Origin of the sequence: Rhizobium leguminosarum (assembly GCF_010668065.1) — a bacterium.
In the GTDB taxonomy this organism is placed as follows: Bacteria; Pseudomonadota; Alphaproteobacteria; order Rhizobiales; family Rhizobiaceae; genus Rhizobium; species Rhizobium leguminosarum_S.
The window spans coordinates 205,886-220,507 of record NZ_WUEN01000008.1; the positions used below are offsets into that span (position 1 = coordinate 205,886).

At 62.1% G+C, this 14,622-nt stretch carries 15 protein-coding genes; 6 read left to right on the forward strand and 9 right to left on the reverse strand.

Annotation, left to right across the window (positions count from 1 at the left end):
• Positions 1–2: 2 nt before the first annotated feature.
• The 3 genes from GR198_RS22185 to GR198_RS22195 form a co-directional block, all read right to left on the reverse strand.
• Positions 3–632 (reverse strand): aminotransferase class IV family protein, encoded by a 630-nt coding sequence (locus GR198_RS22185; protein WP_025395991.1) that lies wholly within the window; start codon positions 630–632, stop codon positions 3–5.
• On the reverse strand, positions 629–1,789 hold the full coding sequence (locus tag GR198_RS22190) for an aminodeoxychorismate synthase component I (RefSeq protein WP_029871911.1): 1,161 nt from the start codon (positions 1,787–1,789) through the stop codon (positions 629–631). Before GR198_RS22190 ends, GR198_RS22185 begins: the two co-directional genes overlap by 4 nt.
• Before the next feature lie 93 nt (positions 1,790–1,882).
• The gene (locus GR198_RS22195; protein ID WP_164047517.1) at positions 1,883–3,739 is read right to left on the reverse strand and encodes a M3 family oligoendopeptidase; all 1,857 of its coding nucleotides are present in this window, start codon (positions 3,737–3,739) and stop codon (positions 1,883–1,885) included.
• A gap of 208 nt (positions 3,740–3,947) precedes the next feature.
• Here GR198_RS22195 and GR198_RS22200 point away from each other — a divergent pair, with 208 nt between their 5' ends.
• Both GR198_RS22200 and GR198_RS22205 read left to right on the forward strand, forming a co-directional pair.
• Positions 3,948–5,489 (forward strand): sigma-54-dependent transcriptional regulator, encoded by a 1,542-nt coding sequence (locus GR198_RS22200; RefSeq protein ID WP_029871913.1) that lies wholly within the window; start codon positions 3,948–3,950, stop codon positions 5,487–5,489.
• A gap of 178 nt (positions 5,490–5,667) precedes the next feature.
• Complete coding sequence (locus tag GR198_RS22205; RefSeq protein WP_029871914.1) at positions 5,668–7,518, forward strand: DUF882 domain-containing protein; 1,851 nt, start codon at positions 5,668–5,670, stop codon at positions 7,516–7,518.
• Between the two features lie 154 nt (positions 7,519–7,672).
• Here GR198_RS22205 and GR198_RS22210 read toward each other — a convergent pair whose 3' ends face one another.
• From GR198_RS22210 to GR198_RS22220, 3 genes are all read right to left on the reverse strand, one after another.
• Positions 7,673–7,936, reverse strand: coding sequence for a DUF2312 domain-containing protein (locus GR198_RS22210; RefSeq protein ID WP_003542853.1), 264 nt, complete (start codon positions 7,934–7,936; stop codon positions 7,673–7,675).
• Between the two features lie 91 nt (positions 7,937–8,027).
• Entirely contained in the window at positions 8,028–8,333 is a 306-nt protein-coding gene (locus tag GR198_RS22215) for a DUF1244 domain-containing protein (RefSeq protein WP_029871915.1), read from the reverse strand.
• A 15-nt stretch (positions 8,334–8,348) separates the two neighbouring features.
• A complete protein-coding gene (locus tag GR198_RS22220; protein WP_029871916.1) occupies positions 8,349–9,137 on the reverse strand; it encodes an N-formylglutamate amidohydrolase in 789 nt (262 codons plus the stop codon).
• A gap of 200 nt (positions 9,138–9,337) precedes the next feature.
• Here GR198_RS22220 and GR198_RS22225 point away from each other — a divergent pair, with 200 nt between their 5' ends.
• The 3 genes from GR198_RS22225 to GR198_RS22235 all read left to right on the forward strand — a co-directional run bounded on the left by GR198_RS22225 (position 9,338) and on the right by GR198_RS22235 (position 12,021).
• A complete protein-coding gene (locus GR198_RS22225) occupies positions 9,338–9,823 on the forward strand; it encodes a DUF1036 domain-containing protein (RefSeq protein WP_011653476.1) in 486 nt (161 codons plus the stop codon).
• The gene (pyk, locus tag GR198_RS22230) at positions 9,823–11,262 is read left to right on the forward strand and encodes a pyruvate kinase (RefSeq protein ID WP_003542849.1); all 1,440 of its coding nucleotides are present in this window, start codon (positions 9,823–9,825) and stop codon (positions 11,260–11,262) included. Before GR198_RS22225 ends, pyk begins: the two co-directional genes overlap by 1 nt.
• 123 nt (positions 11,263–11,385) lie before the next feature.
• Positions 11,386–12,021 carry a LysE family translocator gene (locus tag GR198_RS22235; RefSeq protein WP_011653474.1) on the forward strand — a complete coding sequence of 212 codons (636 nt, stop codon included), beginning with the start codon at positions 11,386–11,388 and terminating at the stop codon, positions 12,019–12,021.
• Positions 12,022–12,023: 2 nt separating this feature from the next.
• Here the strand turns inward: GR198_RS22235 and GR198_RS22240 are convergent, their stop codons facing one another.
• From GR198_RS22240 to GR198_RS22250, 3 genes are read right to left on the reverse strand one after another with little or no spacing between them, the layout of a single operon-like run.
• Positions 12,024–12,581, reverse strand: a complete 558-nt coding sequence (locus GR198_RS22240) for a DUF4865 family protein (protein ID WP_025395986.1) — start codon at positions 12,579–12,581, stop codon at positions 12,024–12,026.
• Complete coding sequence (locus tag GR198_RS22245; protein ID WP_029871917.1) at positions 12,578–12,982, reverse strand: cupin domain-containing protein; 405 nt, start codon at positions 12,980–12,982, stop codon at positions 12,578–12,580. Before GR198_RS22245 ends, GR198_RS22240 begins: the two co-directional genes overlap by 4 nt.
• Positions 12,979–13,398 carry a tautomerase family protein gene (locus tag GR198_RS22250; RefSeq protein WP_025395984.1) on the reverse strand — a complete coding sequence of 140 codons (420 nt, stop codon included), beginning with the start codon at positions 13,396–13,398 and terminating at the stop codon, positions 12,979–12,981. The genes GR198_RS22245 and GR198_RS22250 overlap by 4 nt, the downstream gene beginning before the upstream one ends.
• A gap of 118 nt (positions 13,399–13,516) precedes the next feature.
• On the opposite strand from GR198_RS22250, the gene GR198_RS22255 reads away from it, so the two are divergent.
• The gene (locus GR198_RS22255; RefSeq protein ID WP_025395983.1) at positions 13,517–14,413 is read left to right on the forward strand and encodes a LysR substrate-binding domain-containing protein; all 897 of its coding nucleotides are present in this window, start codon (positions 13,517–13,519) and stop codon (positions 14,411–14,413) included.
• The last annotated feature ends 209 nt before the right edge of the window (positions 14,414–14,622 follow it).

Consider the following 14,622-nt stretch of genomic DNA (forward strand, 5'->3'; position numbering starts at 1 on the left):
GGTCAGCTCCTGACGAGGTTTGCGCGGATCAGGCCGCGCAGCGAATTGCCGATATAAAGCGTGCCGGCATCGAGATCGGCAAGCGTGATACGGCCGACGCGGGCTTGGCGCCGGCAGATGAACTCGGTGCGCAGCACGCCGGCGAGCAGGCCGCAGGAGATCGGCGGGGTGCGCAGGATGCCGGTTCCGTCGTCCAGGAAGATCGAGGTGATGGTGCCTTCACAGACTTCGCCGCGCTCGTTCAAAAGGATAACTTCATCGGCCTCGGCTGGCGTGTATTCGGCGCGTGCGGTCTCGTAGATGGCGCGGCGCGTGGTTTTGACACGCAGCAACCTATCAGCAGAATCTAGACGGGATTCGGCGAGGCGGACGGTCCAGACCGTGTCCGGTGCGAGCGGAACAAAGGCGGCGCTCGTCACCTCGATGTGGCCTAGCGCGTCGAAGGTCAGGCGGACACGCAGCGGACCGGCAGCACCTGTAACGGCTTCGTCGAGCTTGGCCGCTGCCTCCGTCGGTTGCGGGAAGCCGAGCCGACGGGCGGAGCGCGAAAGCCGGGCGAGATGCAGCCGCAGCCGGATGAAGCCTTCGCCGGGCTGCCAGCGCAACGTCTCGATCAGCGAAAAATCGATCATCGCGCAATCCATTGGTCGCCGACAGCGAAGCGGGCCTTGAGCAGGCATTCCTCATATTCGGCCTCGGCGGTCGAATCGAAGACGATGCCGCCGCCGACATTGAAGACGGCCCTGCCGCCCTGAAAAAGCGTGATTGTGCGGATGGCGACGGAAAAACGCATGGCGCCGGTGGGCGAGATCATGCCGATAGCGCCGCAATAGGCGTCGCGCGGGACATCCTCGAGCGCATGGAGGATTTCCATTGCCCGCATCTTCGGCGCGCCGGTGATCGAACCGCAGGGAAAGAGCGCGGAGAAGATGTCGCGGATCGAAAGATCGGGGCGGAGTTTCGCCTGCACGTGGCTCACCATCTGGTGGACGGTCGGATAGGTCTCGATGTCGAAGAGCTTCGGGACGTCGAGCGTGCCGACCTCGGTGATGCGGGAGATATCGTTTCGCAGGAGATCGACGATCATGCGGTTTTCCGCCTGCGTCTTGATATCGCGGCGCATGGCTTCGATGATTTCGGCATCCTCGGCGGCGGCAGCGCCGCGTTTTGCCGTGCCCTTCATCGGATGGGTCTCGATCCAGCCCTCTTCGTCGGTGCGGAAGAAAAGTTCGGGCGATCGCGAAAGGATGATCGGGCCGCCGAGATCGACCAGCGCGCCGTATTTGACCGGTTGGCGTTCGATCAGCGACCAGAAGGCGGCACGAGGATCGCCGTTCCAGCGAGCCTCGACCGGCATGGTGAGGTTTGCCTGATAGGCGTCGCCGAGCCGCAGGTGCTGGTGAAGACGGTCGAAGCGCTCTTTATATATAGGGAAATCCCAGGCAGCTTTCGGAGCGGTGAGGAATTCCTCGTTTTCGGGGCGCTGTTTTGGCTGGGCAAGCGGATGCGTATCGGCCTGTGGAGCGTCGAACACGCCGAAACAGATGAGCGGGGTCTCGCGATGCTCCCCGGCGAAGGAGGCAAGTTTTTCCTCGAAGAGGTATCCGGCCTCATAGGCCATGTAACCGGCAAGCCACTTGCCTGCAGCCTTGGCCTGCTCCATCCGGGCAAGACCTGTAAAGAATTCGGCGGCAGTCTGGGCAACGATGATCTCTGCCGGCTCGGCAAAGAGCATCACCTGTCCGGTCACGTCGTCGCGGAAGAGAATAGTGGGTTGGGTTTCGGCCATCGGCGGCGTCTTTTCTTGGAGCGCGATCCCTCGTTCGCCTGCTGGCACCTCTTCCCGCTTGCGGGAAGAGGTTTGGCGTAGGGACAGGGCTGATCAGGCCGCTCTATCCAACGCTTCCAACTCGTCGATCAGCCCTTCGATCATCGACAGGCCCTGGCTCCAGAACGACGGATCGGTGGCGTCGAGGCCGAAAGGTTTCAGCAGTTCGGAGTGGTGCTTGGTGCCGCCGGCCCTCAGCAGTTCGAAATACTTCTCCTGAAAGCCCTTCTCCGCCTTCTGGTAGACGGCATAGAGCGAATTCACCAGGCAATCGCCGAAGGCATAGGCGTAGACATAGAAGGGCGAGTGGATGAAGTGGGGGATATAGGCCCAGTAGGTCTCGTATCCTTCGGAAATGCTGATGGCCGGCCCAAGGCTTTCCGACTGGACGGAGAGCCAGAGTTCGCCGATGTCGTCGGCTGTGAGTTCGCCGGCCTTGCGGGCGGTGTGCAGCTTCCGCTCGAATTCGTAGAAGGCGATCTGGCGCACGACCGTGTTGATCATGTCCTCGACCTTCTGGGCGAGCATCGCCTTGCGTTCGCGCGTATCGGTGGTCTTTTGCAGAAGCGCGCGGAAGGTCAGCATCTCGCCGAAGACGGAAGCGGTTTCGGCAAGCGTCAGAGGCGTTTGGCACATCAACGCCCCTTGTGCGCCGGCGAGAACCTGATGCACGCCGTGGCCGAGTTCATGGGCAAGGGTCATTACATCGCGCGGCTTGCCCATATAATTGACGAGCACATAGGGATGGGCCGAGGGAACCGTCGGATGCGCGAAGGCGCCGGGCGCCTTGCCGGCACGGACCGGAGCATCGATCCACTGTTCGTCGAAGAAGCGCCTGGCGATATCAGCCATCTCGGGGGCAAAATTGCCATAGGCCGACAGCACCGTGTCCTTCGCCTCCGGCCACGAGATGATGGCGCTGGAGGTTTCCGGAAGGGGCGCGTTGCGGTCCCAGAAATTCATCTGCTCCATGCCGAGCCATTTCGCCTTCATCTTGTAATAGCGATGCGAAAGGCGGGGATAGGCTTCGCGGACGGCTGCGGCCAGCGCATCGACGACCTCGCGCTCGACGCGATTTGCCAGGTGTCGGCTGTCGGCGATGTCCTCGAAGCCGCGCCAGCGGTCGGCGATCTCCTTATCCTTGGCAAGCGTGTTGGTGATCAGCGTAAAGGTGCGGATATTCGCCTTGAAGGTTTCGGCGAGCGCCATGGCTGCCTTGCGGCGCACTTCCGGATCCTTTTCTTGCAGCTTGTTCAGCGCCACTTCGAGCGGCACTTTCGCGCCATCGATGTCATAGCGAAGTTCCGCCATGGTTTCGTCGAAGAGGCGGTTGAAGGCTGCGGCCGATGTCATCGACTTCTCGAGGAAGAGCTGTTCCAGCCTGTCGTCGAGTTGATAGGGCTTGTCCTTCCTGAGGTCGAGCAGCCAAGGGCGATAATGTCCGGCGGCGGGATCATTCGCCATGCAGGCGTCGATCACGGCGTCGTCGATGCGGTTCAGTTCCAGCGCGAAGAACAGGAGATGGCCGGAAAATTCGGTGATCTTGGCCTGTACGTCGCCATAGAGCTTGCCGTTTGTCGGATTGGTGGTGTCGGAGAAATAGGTCAGGCCGGCAAAGGAGCCGAGGCGGCCGATGATGTCGTCCAGCGCCTCATATTCCTTCAGCGCCGCGCCGATGCCCTCAGCGCCGGTCTTCGCCGCCGCCTCCGTGAGTGTGCCCTTCCACTTTTCTTCAAAGGCGATCGCGGCCTTGCCGGCCTTTTCCATGTCGGCGACGAAGGCGGTGGAGGTGGCGGAGGGATAAAGATCCTGCAGCTTCCAGACCGGCAGATCGCCGAGTGCCGCATCGGCGGCCCCAGCTGGCACTGCTGCCGATAAAAGAAGGCCAGCGTGCGGGAGCTTGATTTTCATGGGCGCAATTCCTCTCCACTTTCATAACAGGTCTGATTGTCTAAGCGTGCTAAGGCCCGGCATCAAGGGGCTTTCGGCGCATGAAAGGCCTCGCTTCGGCACGAAAACGACCCGTTGCAATCGTTAAAATGCAATTATTTCTCAAAACTGGATGTTCAAGCCTTGCTGTCAGAGTGCGCTTTATGGTTTCGCATGAAGTGAGGCGACAATGACCGGTTACAATGAGCTCAAGGGAGCAGGGCAAATCCTCGTGGTCGAGGACGACCCCGTGCAGCGCCGCCTGCTCAAGAACGCAATCGAGCGTCACGGCCATGTCGTGCACCAGGCGGAAAATGGCCGCATCGGCCTGGAAATGGTCAAACGCGACAGCGGCCTTTTCAACGTCATCGTGCTCGACTTGATGATGCCGGAGATGACCGGCCTCGAATTCCTCGATGCGCTTCACGAATTCGGCACGCAGATCCCCGTCATCGTGCAGACGGGGCAAGGCGGCATCGAAACGGTGGTGCAGGCGATGCGCGCCGGCGCCTTCGATTTCGTCGTCAAGCCGGTCTCGCCCGAACGCATCGCCACTTCGATCTCGAATGCGATGAAGCTCGACCAGCGCGAGGTGAAAGCGCGGGCCGGACGCCGATCGCGCTCAGGCTCGGTCGGTTTCGACGACATCGTCTCGGCAAGCCCGGCGATGCTCCGTGTCATCGATCTCGCCCAGCGGGCGGCTCAGTCCAACATTCCCGTCGTGCTCGAAGGCGAATCCGGCGTCGGCAAGGAACTGGTGGCGCGCGCCATCCAGTCCGGCGGCGACCGCTCGAACAAGCCCTTCGTCACCGTCAATTGCGGGGCGATCCCGCATAATCTGGTGGAGAGCATTCTCTTCGGTCACGAGAAGGGCGCGTTTACCGGCGCGACCGAGCGTCATATCGGCAAATTCATGGAAGCCGACGGCGGTACCATCTTCCTCGACGAGATCGGCGATCTGCCGCTCGAGGTGCAGGTGAAGCTTCTGCGTGCCGTGCAGCAGGGCGAGATCGAGACCGTCGGTGCGCGCACCGCGCACAAGGTCAATGTCCGGCTGATTTCTGCGACCAACAAGGATCTGATCGAGGAGGTCAAGAACGGCCATTTCCGCGAGGATCTCTACTATCGCCTCAACGTCTTCCCGATCACCATTCCGGCGCTGCGCAAGCGCAAGGAAGACATTCCGCATCTGGTGCGCGTCTTTGCCGACCGCTTCTCCAGCGAGCAGAAGAACGGCCGCCGCATGACGGTGAATGCCGGCACGCTCGCTTTGCTGACGGCCTACGACTGGCCGGGCAATATCCGCCAGCTCGAAAACGCGATCTTCCGCGCGGTCGTGCTGGCCGAAGGGCCGGAGCTGACCGAGGCCGATTTTCCGCAGATCGCCGCCCAGCTTCCTGAATATGACGTCGTGGATCACCTGGCACTCGTTGCCGACAATACCGGCCTCGATCCCGACAACGGCTATGGCGAGGACTTCAGGGCGTCGATGGGTGAGGTGCACCACCGCCTGTCCGAGGCCTCGGAAAACGCGATCGCCAGCGTCAATCCTGCCGGAGACGTGCGCAAGCTTGCCGATGTCGAGGAGGAACTCATCCGATTCGCACTCAAATTCTATCGCGGGCAGATGAGTCAAGTAGCACGCAAGCTCGGCATCGGCCGATCCACACTTTATCGCAAGCTCAAGGACTACGGCATAGACCCCGACAATCCCCAGAAAGATGCGGCTTAAGCGCTTTTCATTAAGATTAAGGCAACCACGTTTTGTTACTAGTCATAAACCACTTGTTAGTGGCGCGTTCACTATGTAAAGAAAAGGTTGATCATGTGTGGCATTTTTGCCATCGTGTGACCGCATTTGACAGTCATCTGAGACAGTACGGGACATTGTCTGTCTGACGGGGATCGAGTTGCCGAATCTGAATGGGAATTCCAAGCCTTCGCGCTTGAGCTGGCGTTTGTTGTGCGCCGACATCTGCGGAAAGGCAATAAGGACGGTAGCGGCCGCCCTTCTTGCGCTCGCGGTTTCCTCACCGGTATTCGTTGGTACGCCTTCGCAGGCAGCGGGCGATACCCGCAGCCTCAAGCTCTATTTCATTCATACCGGCGAAAAAGCCGTCATCACCTACAAGCGTAACGGCAAGTTCGACCCCAAGGGTCTGGAGCAGCTGAACCGCTTTCTGCGCGACTGGCGCAAGAACCAGCCGACGAAGATGGACCCGCGCCTGTTCGATCTGATCTGGGAAGTCTATCGCCAGAGCGGTTCGAGGGATTACATCAACGTCGTCTGCGGTTTCCGTTCGCCGGGGACCAACGAGATGCTGCGAGGCCGCTCGCGCAAATCCGGCGTCGCCGAAAAGAGCCAGCATATGCTCGGCAAGGCGATGGATTTCTTCATTCCCGACGTCAAACTCGCGACGCTGCGCGCCATCGGCATGAAGATGCAGGTCGGCGGCGTCGGCTTCTATCCGAAATCGGGCTCGCCCTTCGTGCATATGGATGTCGGCGGCGTTCGCGCCTGGCCGCGCATGAGCCGCGACGAACTCGTCAGGCTTTTCCCCAACGGCAACACCATACATATTCCGGCTGACGGAAAGCCGCTGCCGGGCTACCAGCAGGCGATGGCCGACTATAAGCGCCGCGGCAGCGGCCCGCAGATCCAGATCGCCAGCGCTTCCGAATCGGCGCCGAAGCACAAGACGCTGTTTGCCGCGCTGTTTGGCGGCGGAGCGGACGAGCAGGAAGACGAGTCGGATGATTCCACGCCTGTCGCCGTTGCCAAAGCGACGCCGCCGAAGGCCGAGCCCGCCCCCCCTGCCGAACCGCAGCAGACCGAAGTCGCCGATCTGAACGCGCCGGTGCCGCAGGTTCGCCCGGCATTCAGCAATCAGCCGACGGCCAGCGAAGTGGCGAGCGCGCTCGTCGCCCCGCCTTCGGGTAATGCCGCACAGCAGGCTCTTGCGGCGGCCCTTCCGGCCGATCAGGCCCAGCCCCAGCAGTTCGCCGATCTCAGCGCCTACAGCATTCCGGTTCCCTCGCTTCTCGGCCAGCGCCGCGCGCCTGGCGACGCCGAGGTTGCATCGACCGATCCCGTGCTGACGGGCGCGAATGCGCTGCCGGTTCCGACGCCGATCGAACGGCCTTCCGTTGCCGAGAACCTTCTTGCCGCGGCCGATGCCGATCCGGAGGCAGACGCCGACGAAGCCGATCAGGACGCACTGTCTCCTGCCGTCGCCGATGCACTCGACCAGCAGCGAAGCGAGGATGCGGAAAACCAGATCGCGTCGAAGGCGCCGCCGCAGACGGTTGAGCAGGCGATCAACGCCGCGATGACTCAAAAGGCGCCTGCCGCAAAGCCGCCGCTCGAACTCGCCGCCTTGGCGCCAATGACCAAATCGGCAAGCTTTGGCGACGGCTTCGACGAACCGGCTGTCGAAAGCGCCGTGGCGCAGGGGCTTCCTGCCAAGGGTGGTCGCCCGACGCATAAGGAAGCCGCCGCAGCGGATGCCAGCCGCACGACGGTGCGCACCGAACCGAAGCTGACGGAAAAGATGATTTCGCAGTGGGCGCTCACCAATGCCCGCCTGGAAATGGCCTCCAAGCAGGTCAAGGCGCCGCGGTTCGTCAGCCAGACGATGCGCGCCCAGCCGACCGCCGTCTATGCCGAGGGCTTCAACGTCAAGACCGCTTCGGTCGACCCGGCCCGCTTCAGCGGCACGGCTGTGAACTTCATGGAAGTGCGCAAGTTCAACACGAACTGAGCCTACCGAATACGGAATATCGAAAACCGCCGGAGCGATCCGGCGGTTTTCTTTTTGCTGTTTCGATGGAGCGAGATGGCCGTTCCGCCTTGCGCGCAAAAGAAAAGCCGCCGGAAGGTCCCGGCGGCTTATCGATATCGGCGATGTGAGCGGATCAGCCCTCCGGCGGCGACTCGATCATGCCGAGCGCGAGCAGGTAGGTGTCGAGGATTGCTTCCTCTTCCATGCGTTCCTGCTCGTCCTTCTTGCGCAGCGCCACGACCTTCTTCAGGATCTTGGTATCGAAGCCCATTCCCTTGGCCTCGCCATAGACGTCCTTGATGTCGTCGGCGATGGTCTTCTTTTCTTCTTCCAGCCGTTCAATGCGCTCGATGAAAGCGCGAAGCTGATCGCGGGCGACGCCATGAGCATCAGACATCGTGTTCTCCTGATTTTTCGGTGATCAAGTTTGGATGCCAGTGACTGCCGCGAAGCGGCGTCACGGTCAAGCCTGTTCGCGGCCTGCCAAGCTATTTGTGTGGATTGTTCTGTTCAAAAGCAGCCTTTTGCACAGGCGAGGCCTCGTTCTGGTGAAGATTCTTCCAGTCCTCATAGGACATGCCATAGACCATTTCGCGCGATTCGTCCCTGGTAACCGGGACACCTTCGGCCTCTGCGGCTTCGCGATACCAGTTCGACAGGCAGTTGCGGCAGAAGCCGGCCAGATTCATCAGATCGATGTTCTGAACGTCGCTGCGTTCGCGAAGATGTGCGACGAGGCGGCGGAAGGCGGCAGCTTCGAATTCGGTCTGTTGTTCCTTGCTGAGCGCGGTCATCTTGCTTCCTTTCTTTCAATAGGGGCCGGTGCGTGACAGATGAACGTCGTATCCGTGCAAGGCGGGATCGGCATTCATCGCCGCAAAGATCGGCGCCAGGCGTTCGGCCCATGCTGATATGCCGGTCTCATCTCCGATCAGGTCTTGGCGCACCTCGAGCAGCGCATGCGGAATGCCTGTGATCATGCAATGGCGGTACATGGTATCGCCCTTCAGTGCGCCGTCATAGGGTTCGTTGTCGCCAACGGCGAGATCGGGGTCGGCGCGCAGCATGTGGAGCAGCGGGCCGACGGCGCGATGGTCGCTATCCCAGAGCACGGCAGCGTGCCAGGGACGGGGAATGCCTTTCCAGGCCGGGGTGAAGGAGTGCAGCGACAGCACCAGCGGTGCCCTGCCGGTGGCATTCGCCACGCTGTCGATCGTTGTGGCGACAGCGTCGTGATAGGGGCGATGGAAGGTTTCGATGCGGTAGTCCCATTCCTGCGGCGTGATCGGATGATTGCCTGATATGACGGCGCCGTCGGAGATCTTCATGATCAGCGTCGGATCGTCTTCGCCGCGATTCGGATCGATCAGCAGACGCGAAAAGCCGCCGAGCACGGCAGGAACGCCGAGCTTCGCCGAAAGCTGCCGCGTCAGGCCCTCGATGCCGATGTCATAGGCGATGTGGCGGGCGAAGGCCGCCTCGGGCAGTCCGAGCCGGCCATATCGCGCGGGAAGGCGGTTCATCGCGTGATCTGCGAGGATCACCATGCCTTTGTCATGTTTGCCGGATAGGATTTCGAAGGATTGGAAGTCGTCCATCAGGGAATTGCCGTTCGTCATTGCGCCGTCGGGCGCAGTGATCGCATGCACCTGCGGCAGGTTCAAGCGCGGCAGGTGGGGAGAGGTTGAGTCGGACCCTCGACGGTGGTTATGAAAGGAAATATAATCGATTAGCATTGCGTTGACTTTCGCTTGACGGCGGCGCAAGAAGACACGGATACGAATAACCGTGGAGCTATTTGGGAGCCGTGTTGATCCAAGCCGCGCCAAGTTTCCTCACGCGGTCCGGACCGCTGGTCCGTCTCGCTCTGTTCGCTCTTGCAGCCGCCATGCCGTTTTTCATCGCAGATGCCGCACGCGCCGATTTTCGCGTCTGCAATGGAACACAAAATCTCGTCGGCGTCGCGATCGGATACCGGGCCAAGGATGGCTGGGTGACGGAGGGCTGGTGGCAGGTGCCGGCAACGACCTGCGCCACGCTGATCGAGGGAGAATTGCAGTCGCGTTATTATTACCTCTACGCAGAGGACGCAGCCCGGGGAGGACGATGGACGGGTGACGTGCAGATGTGCGTGGCGGAAAATGAATTCAAGATCTCGGGTGTGCAGGATTGTTATGCCCGCGGTTACCAGAAGATGGGATTCAAGGAATATGATACGGGCCGCCAGGGTAGCTGGATGGTTCAACTCTCCGACACCCCAGGGACGCAAGAAAGCCAGAATTGATGAAGCGTAATCGCAAAGTTAAAATCCTCGCCACCCTCGGGCCAGCCTCCTCCGAGGAATCGATGATCGAGAAGCTGCACCAGGCTGGTGCCGATGTCTTCCGCATCAACATGAGCCATGCGAGCCACGACATGATGCGTATGCTCATCCAGCGCATCCGCTCGGTCGAGGCGCGCTCCGGCCGGCCGATCGGCATTCTCGCCGACCTGCAGGGACCGAAACTGCGTGTCGGCAAGTTCGTCGACGGCAAGGTGGATCTGAAGCCCGGCCAGACCTTCACGCTCGACAACAACGAAGCCCTCGGCGACCAGAACCGCGTCTATCTGCCGCACCCCGAGATCCTGGAGTCGGTACAGCCCGGCCACCGTCTACTGATCGATGACGGCAAGCTCGCCCTGCGCGCAGAAAAATGCGACGGCAAGAGCATCGTAACGACTGTTATTTCGGGCACGCGCATCTCCGACCGCAAGGGCGTCAGCCTTCCCGACACGCTGCTCGGCGTCGGCGCGCTGACGGACAAGGACCGTGCCGATCTCGATGCAGTGCTTGCCACCGACGATGTCGACTGGGTGGCGCTTTCCTTCGTCCAACGTCCCGACGACCTTGCCGAAGTGCGCAAGATCGCCCGCGGCCGCGTCGGCCTGATGTCGAAGATCGAAAAGCCGCAGGCTCTCGAGCGCATCGAGGAAATCATCGAACTGTCAGACGCATTGATGGTCGCCCGCGGCGATCTCGGCGTCGAAATGCCGCTCGAATCGGTTCCCGGCATCCAGAAGCAGCTGATCCGCGCCTGCCGCCGTTCGGGCAAGCCGGTGGTCGTTGCCACGCAGATGCTGGAATCGATGATCTCGGCGCCGGTGCCGACACGCGCCGAAGTTTCCGACGTCGCGACCGCCGTCTTCGAAGGTGCGGATGCCGTCATGCTCTCGGCCGAATCGGCCTCGGGCGACTATCCCGTCGAAGCTGTGACGACGATGGCGTCGATTGCCACCGCCATCGAGCGCGAGCCGCATTATCCCGGCATCATCTATGCCCAGCGTGCCCAGCCGGAAGCGACCGGTGCCGATGCGATCTCGCTTGCCGCCCGTCAGATTGCCGAAACGCTGAAGCTGTCGGCGATCGTCTGTTATACCTCGTCGGGCACCACAGGCCTTCGCGCTTCGCGCGAGCGTCCGCAGGTGCCGATCCTGGCGCTGTCGCCGATCATCAAGACGGCGCGCCGCCTTGCCGTCGTCTGGGGCCTGCATTGTGTCGTCACCCATGACGCGACCGATCTCGACGACATGGTCAACCGCGCCTGCCGCATCGTCGCCGACGAAGGCTTCGGCAAGCCGGGCGACCGCATCATCATCTCGGCCGGTGTGCCGCTCGGCACGCCCGGCGCCACCAACATGATCCGCATCGCCTATATCGGCTCCGACGGCCAGAGCGGTGTCTGATCCAATTGCATGGATTCTAGAGCCCGCTGCCTGAAACGGCGGCGGGCTTTTTCGTTCATGGGCCGGCATTGCCAAAGGCGGCGGCGCATGCAAGTTTCGATATTCTGGGTTCGGAGGAGCACTATGGATATCGTCACGCTTCTGGCTTTTGCAGCTGTTTCCTTCGTTGGCATCGCGACACCCGGACCGACCGTGCTGCTTGCGCTGACCAACGGCTCTCGGCATGGCCTGCGCCGGGCAGTTGCCGGCATGATCGGCGCGGTGCTGTCCGATTTCGTGCTAATCGGCGCCGTCGCGATCGGGCTCGGTGCACTGCTCGCCGCATCGGAATTCTGGTTTTCGATGCTGAAATGGGCGGGTGCCGCCTATCTCGCTTTTCTGGGCATCATGCTGCTGCGTTCGAAGGGCACGATCGATGCGGCGTTGAAGTCCGGAGCGCCTGCGGGCGCGACATCGCCCTTCTCGATCGGACTGAAGAGCTTTATGGTCGCGGCGACCAATCCGAAGGGCTACCTGTTCTTCTCGGCCTTCCTGCCGCAGTTCATCGATCCGACCATGCCGCAGGCGACGCAATATATGCTGCTCGCCCTTGTCTTTGCCGCGCTCGATTTCCTCATCATGTTCGGCTACGCCTTCTTCGGCTCGCAGGCGGTGCGTTTCCTGAAAACCTCGGGCGCCATGTGGCTGGAGCGGGCCTGCGGTGGCGCGTTGCTGGCGCTCGCCGGCTCGCTGGCCTTCTATCGCCGGGCAACCGTCTGAGTTCAGGGTCGAGGCAGGGATAGATGACCGACGCGATAGGCTTGCGTTTGCTCGCCGATCTCGGGAAGCTCCCGCCAAAGCCTGAAGCGTACCCGCGTCCAGGTCGTCGGTTCGAAGCCGGAGACGGAGGCGAGTGTGTCGCCTGTCTCTACGTCGGCTCCAGCCTGCGCGCTTTCGGCGTGGCGGATGTCGGCGAGCGGCGCATAAGGCTCTGTCTGCAGGACATCGCGTGTGGCGAACTTGGCTGAGGCGATATCAGGCGAGATTTCTGCCTGCCAGACGATCCAGGTCCTCACCTGCGGCCAGCCTAAGGCGCTGGTGAGAGCCTCGAAACCTGGGCCGCAGAGGAAGTCGCTTGCTCCTTCCGGCCTCTGCCAGAGATAGAAGGGCGCATAGAGATTGTCGTGGCTGCCGAACTCCCCCTTGCGAGCGCTGAGATAGGCTTTGAAGCCGAGATTGGGAAAGCCGTCGAGCAGCGGACCCTTGTCGCGGATGCGGCGGTCGATGATCGACATGTCGTAATCGGCGGGCAGGGTGAAGCTGTACTGCATGGCGATCATGACTGTCTCTCCACCGGTTGCAGCCATTCGACGACGCTGCCGTTTTCCACCGGTTGGACGCTGATGTAGCTGAAGGGGCTGTCGCCGGCGGCGCCATGCCAGTGGCGCTCACCGGGCGCAAACCAGACGGCATCGCCGGCACGCAATGCTTCGATCGGGCCGCCGTCGTTCTGCGCCAACCCATGACCTGAAAGCACATAGAGCAGTTGGCCTCTGGGATGCGTGTGCCAGCGGGTGATGGTGCCGGGACCAAGCGTGGCGCGCATTGCGGTGTTCTCGCCATCGGCGCTGCCTTCGAGCAGCATCTCGACCCAGAAGGGTGCAGTCGCGACGCCCTCCGGCGAGCGGATTGCCTTGCCGGGGCGCCTGACGGACATGGTCTTCGGGTTCGAAGCGCTCATTGTCGGCCTCCAGCCACACGAAGCCGCCAGTCTGGGTCGGTCATCTGGGCAATACCGTCGCCGAAGGACCAGTCTTCCGGTGCGCTGGTGCTGATGACGATCATCACATCCTGAGGCCGGAGGCCCGGCGATTGCGCCAGGAGATCGGCGAGCCGCCGATAGAGCGCCGCCTTCATCTCGCCGGTGCGAGGCCTGCCGATCGTGATCGAGATATAGACGAAGTCGTCCGAGCGCGGGCCGGCGAGATAGCTGCGGTCGAAGATCAATTCGTTGCCGTCATGCTGGTGGATAGCCTGGAAGCGGTCGCTTTCGGGCACGTCGAAGGTCTCGACCAGGGCGCGCTGGATGTTGCCGGCCAGTGCCATGAGGTAGTCCGGCGACTTGCCTTTGCGAAGGGAAATGCGAACGAAGGGCATCGGGATCTCCATGGTTTCAGGCCGTCGGTCGGCCTTGACAGCAGAACCATCGCACGGCAGGATAGTGCTGAAAATCAGAATTTTATGGATGAATGATCCTGAAAAATAGGATTATGCAATGCGACGGACGATCTTCGATCTCGACGTGCTTCGAACCTTTTCGACTGGTATGGAACTCGGCAATTTCGCCAAGGCGGCCGAGCGGCTCGGGCGTTCGACCTCGGCAGTGAGTGCGCAGCTGAAGAAGCTGGAGGAGCAGGCGGGCACGCCGATCTTCCGCAAGGCGGGGCGCGGACTGGCGCTGACCGATGCCGGCGAGACGATGCTCGGTTATGCCAGGCGGCTGCTGGAGCTCAACGACGAGGCGGCTGCGGCCGTCAACAGCGTCGAGCTGGAAGGCTGGGTGCGGCTCGGCCTGCAGGAGGATTTCGGCGAGACCCTGCTGCCTGATGTGCTCGGCCGCTTTGCGCGTGCCCACCCGAAGGTCCGCATCGAAGCGCGGGTGGTGCGCAATGCCGAACTGCTCGAGCGCGTCACATCGGGCAAGCTCGATCTCGCGCTTGCCTGGAGCGATGGCGCGCTGACGGCGCATTGCGAGCGGATCGGCGAAGTGCCGATGCGCTGGATCGGACCTTCCGAGGGGCAGCCGGGTTGGCAAGCCGCAAGCGGTGAGCCGATGCCGCTCGCCTCGCTGGAAGCGCCGTGCCTGTTGCGGAGTGCAGCGACCAAGGCGCTGGATGAGGCGGGCATCTCCTGGCGGCTCGCCTTCGTCAGTCCCAGTCTCGGCGGTCTCTGGGCCGCGACGGCGGCAGGCCTCGGTCTCACCATCCGCACGCCGATCGGCCTGCCGGCGAAGGTCCGGCCGCTGGCGCCGGAGACCATCGGCTTGCCGGATTTGCCAAAGCTCGGTCTGGTCCTGCATCGGGCGGAAGCCGAACCGCAGCCGGCTGCTGCCCGGCTTGCCGAGCTCGTGCTTCAGTCCGTGCAGGGCGCGCTGCGCGAGGTGTTGGCTTGACATCTCCGCATTGACCCCTCGGGCGCAAGCCTATAGCCTCGAACCGCTATGAAGTCGTTCACCCTCAATATCGCTTCGGTCTTCTTCTTGAGCCTCTAAGGCTCTGCCTTCGGGCATCAGAAGATGCGGCCGCTGACCAGCCTTCGCGGCTGGCGCGGCGCCGTGGACTGTAACCACCCTGCGTCCGGCCAAGGAAAGAGCCGGCAGGA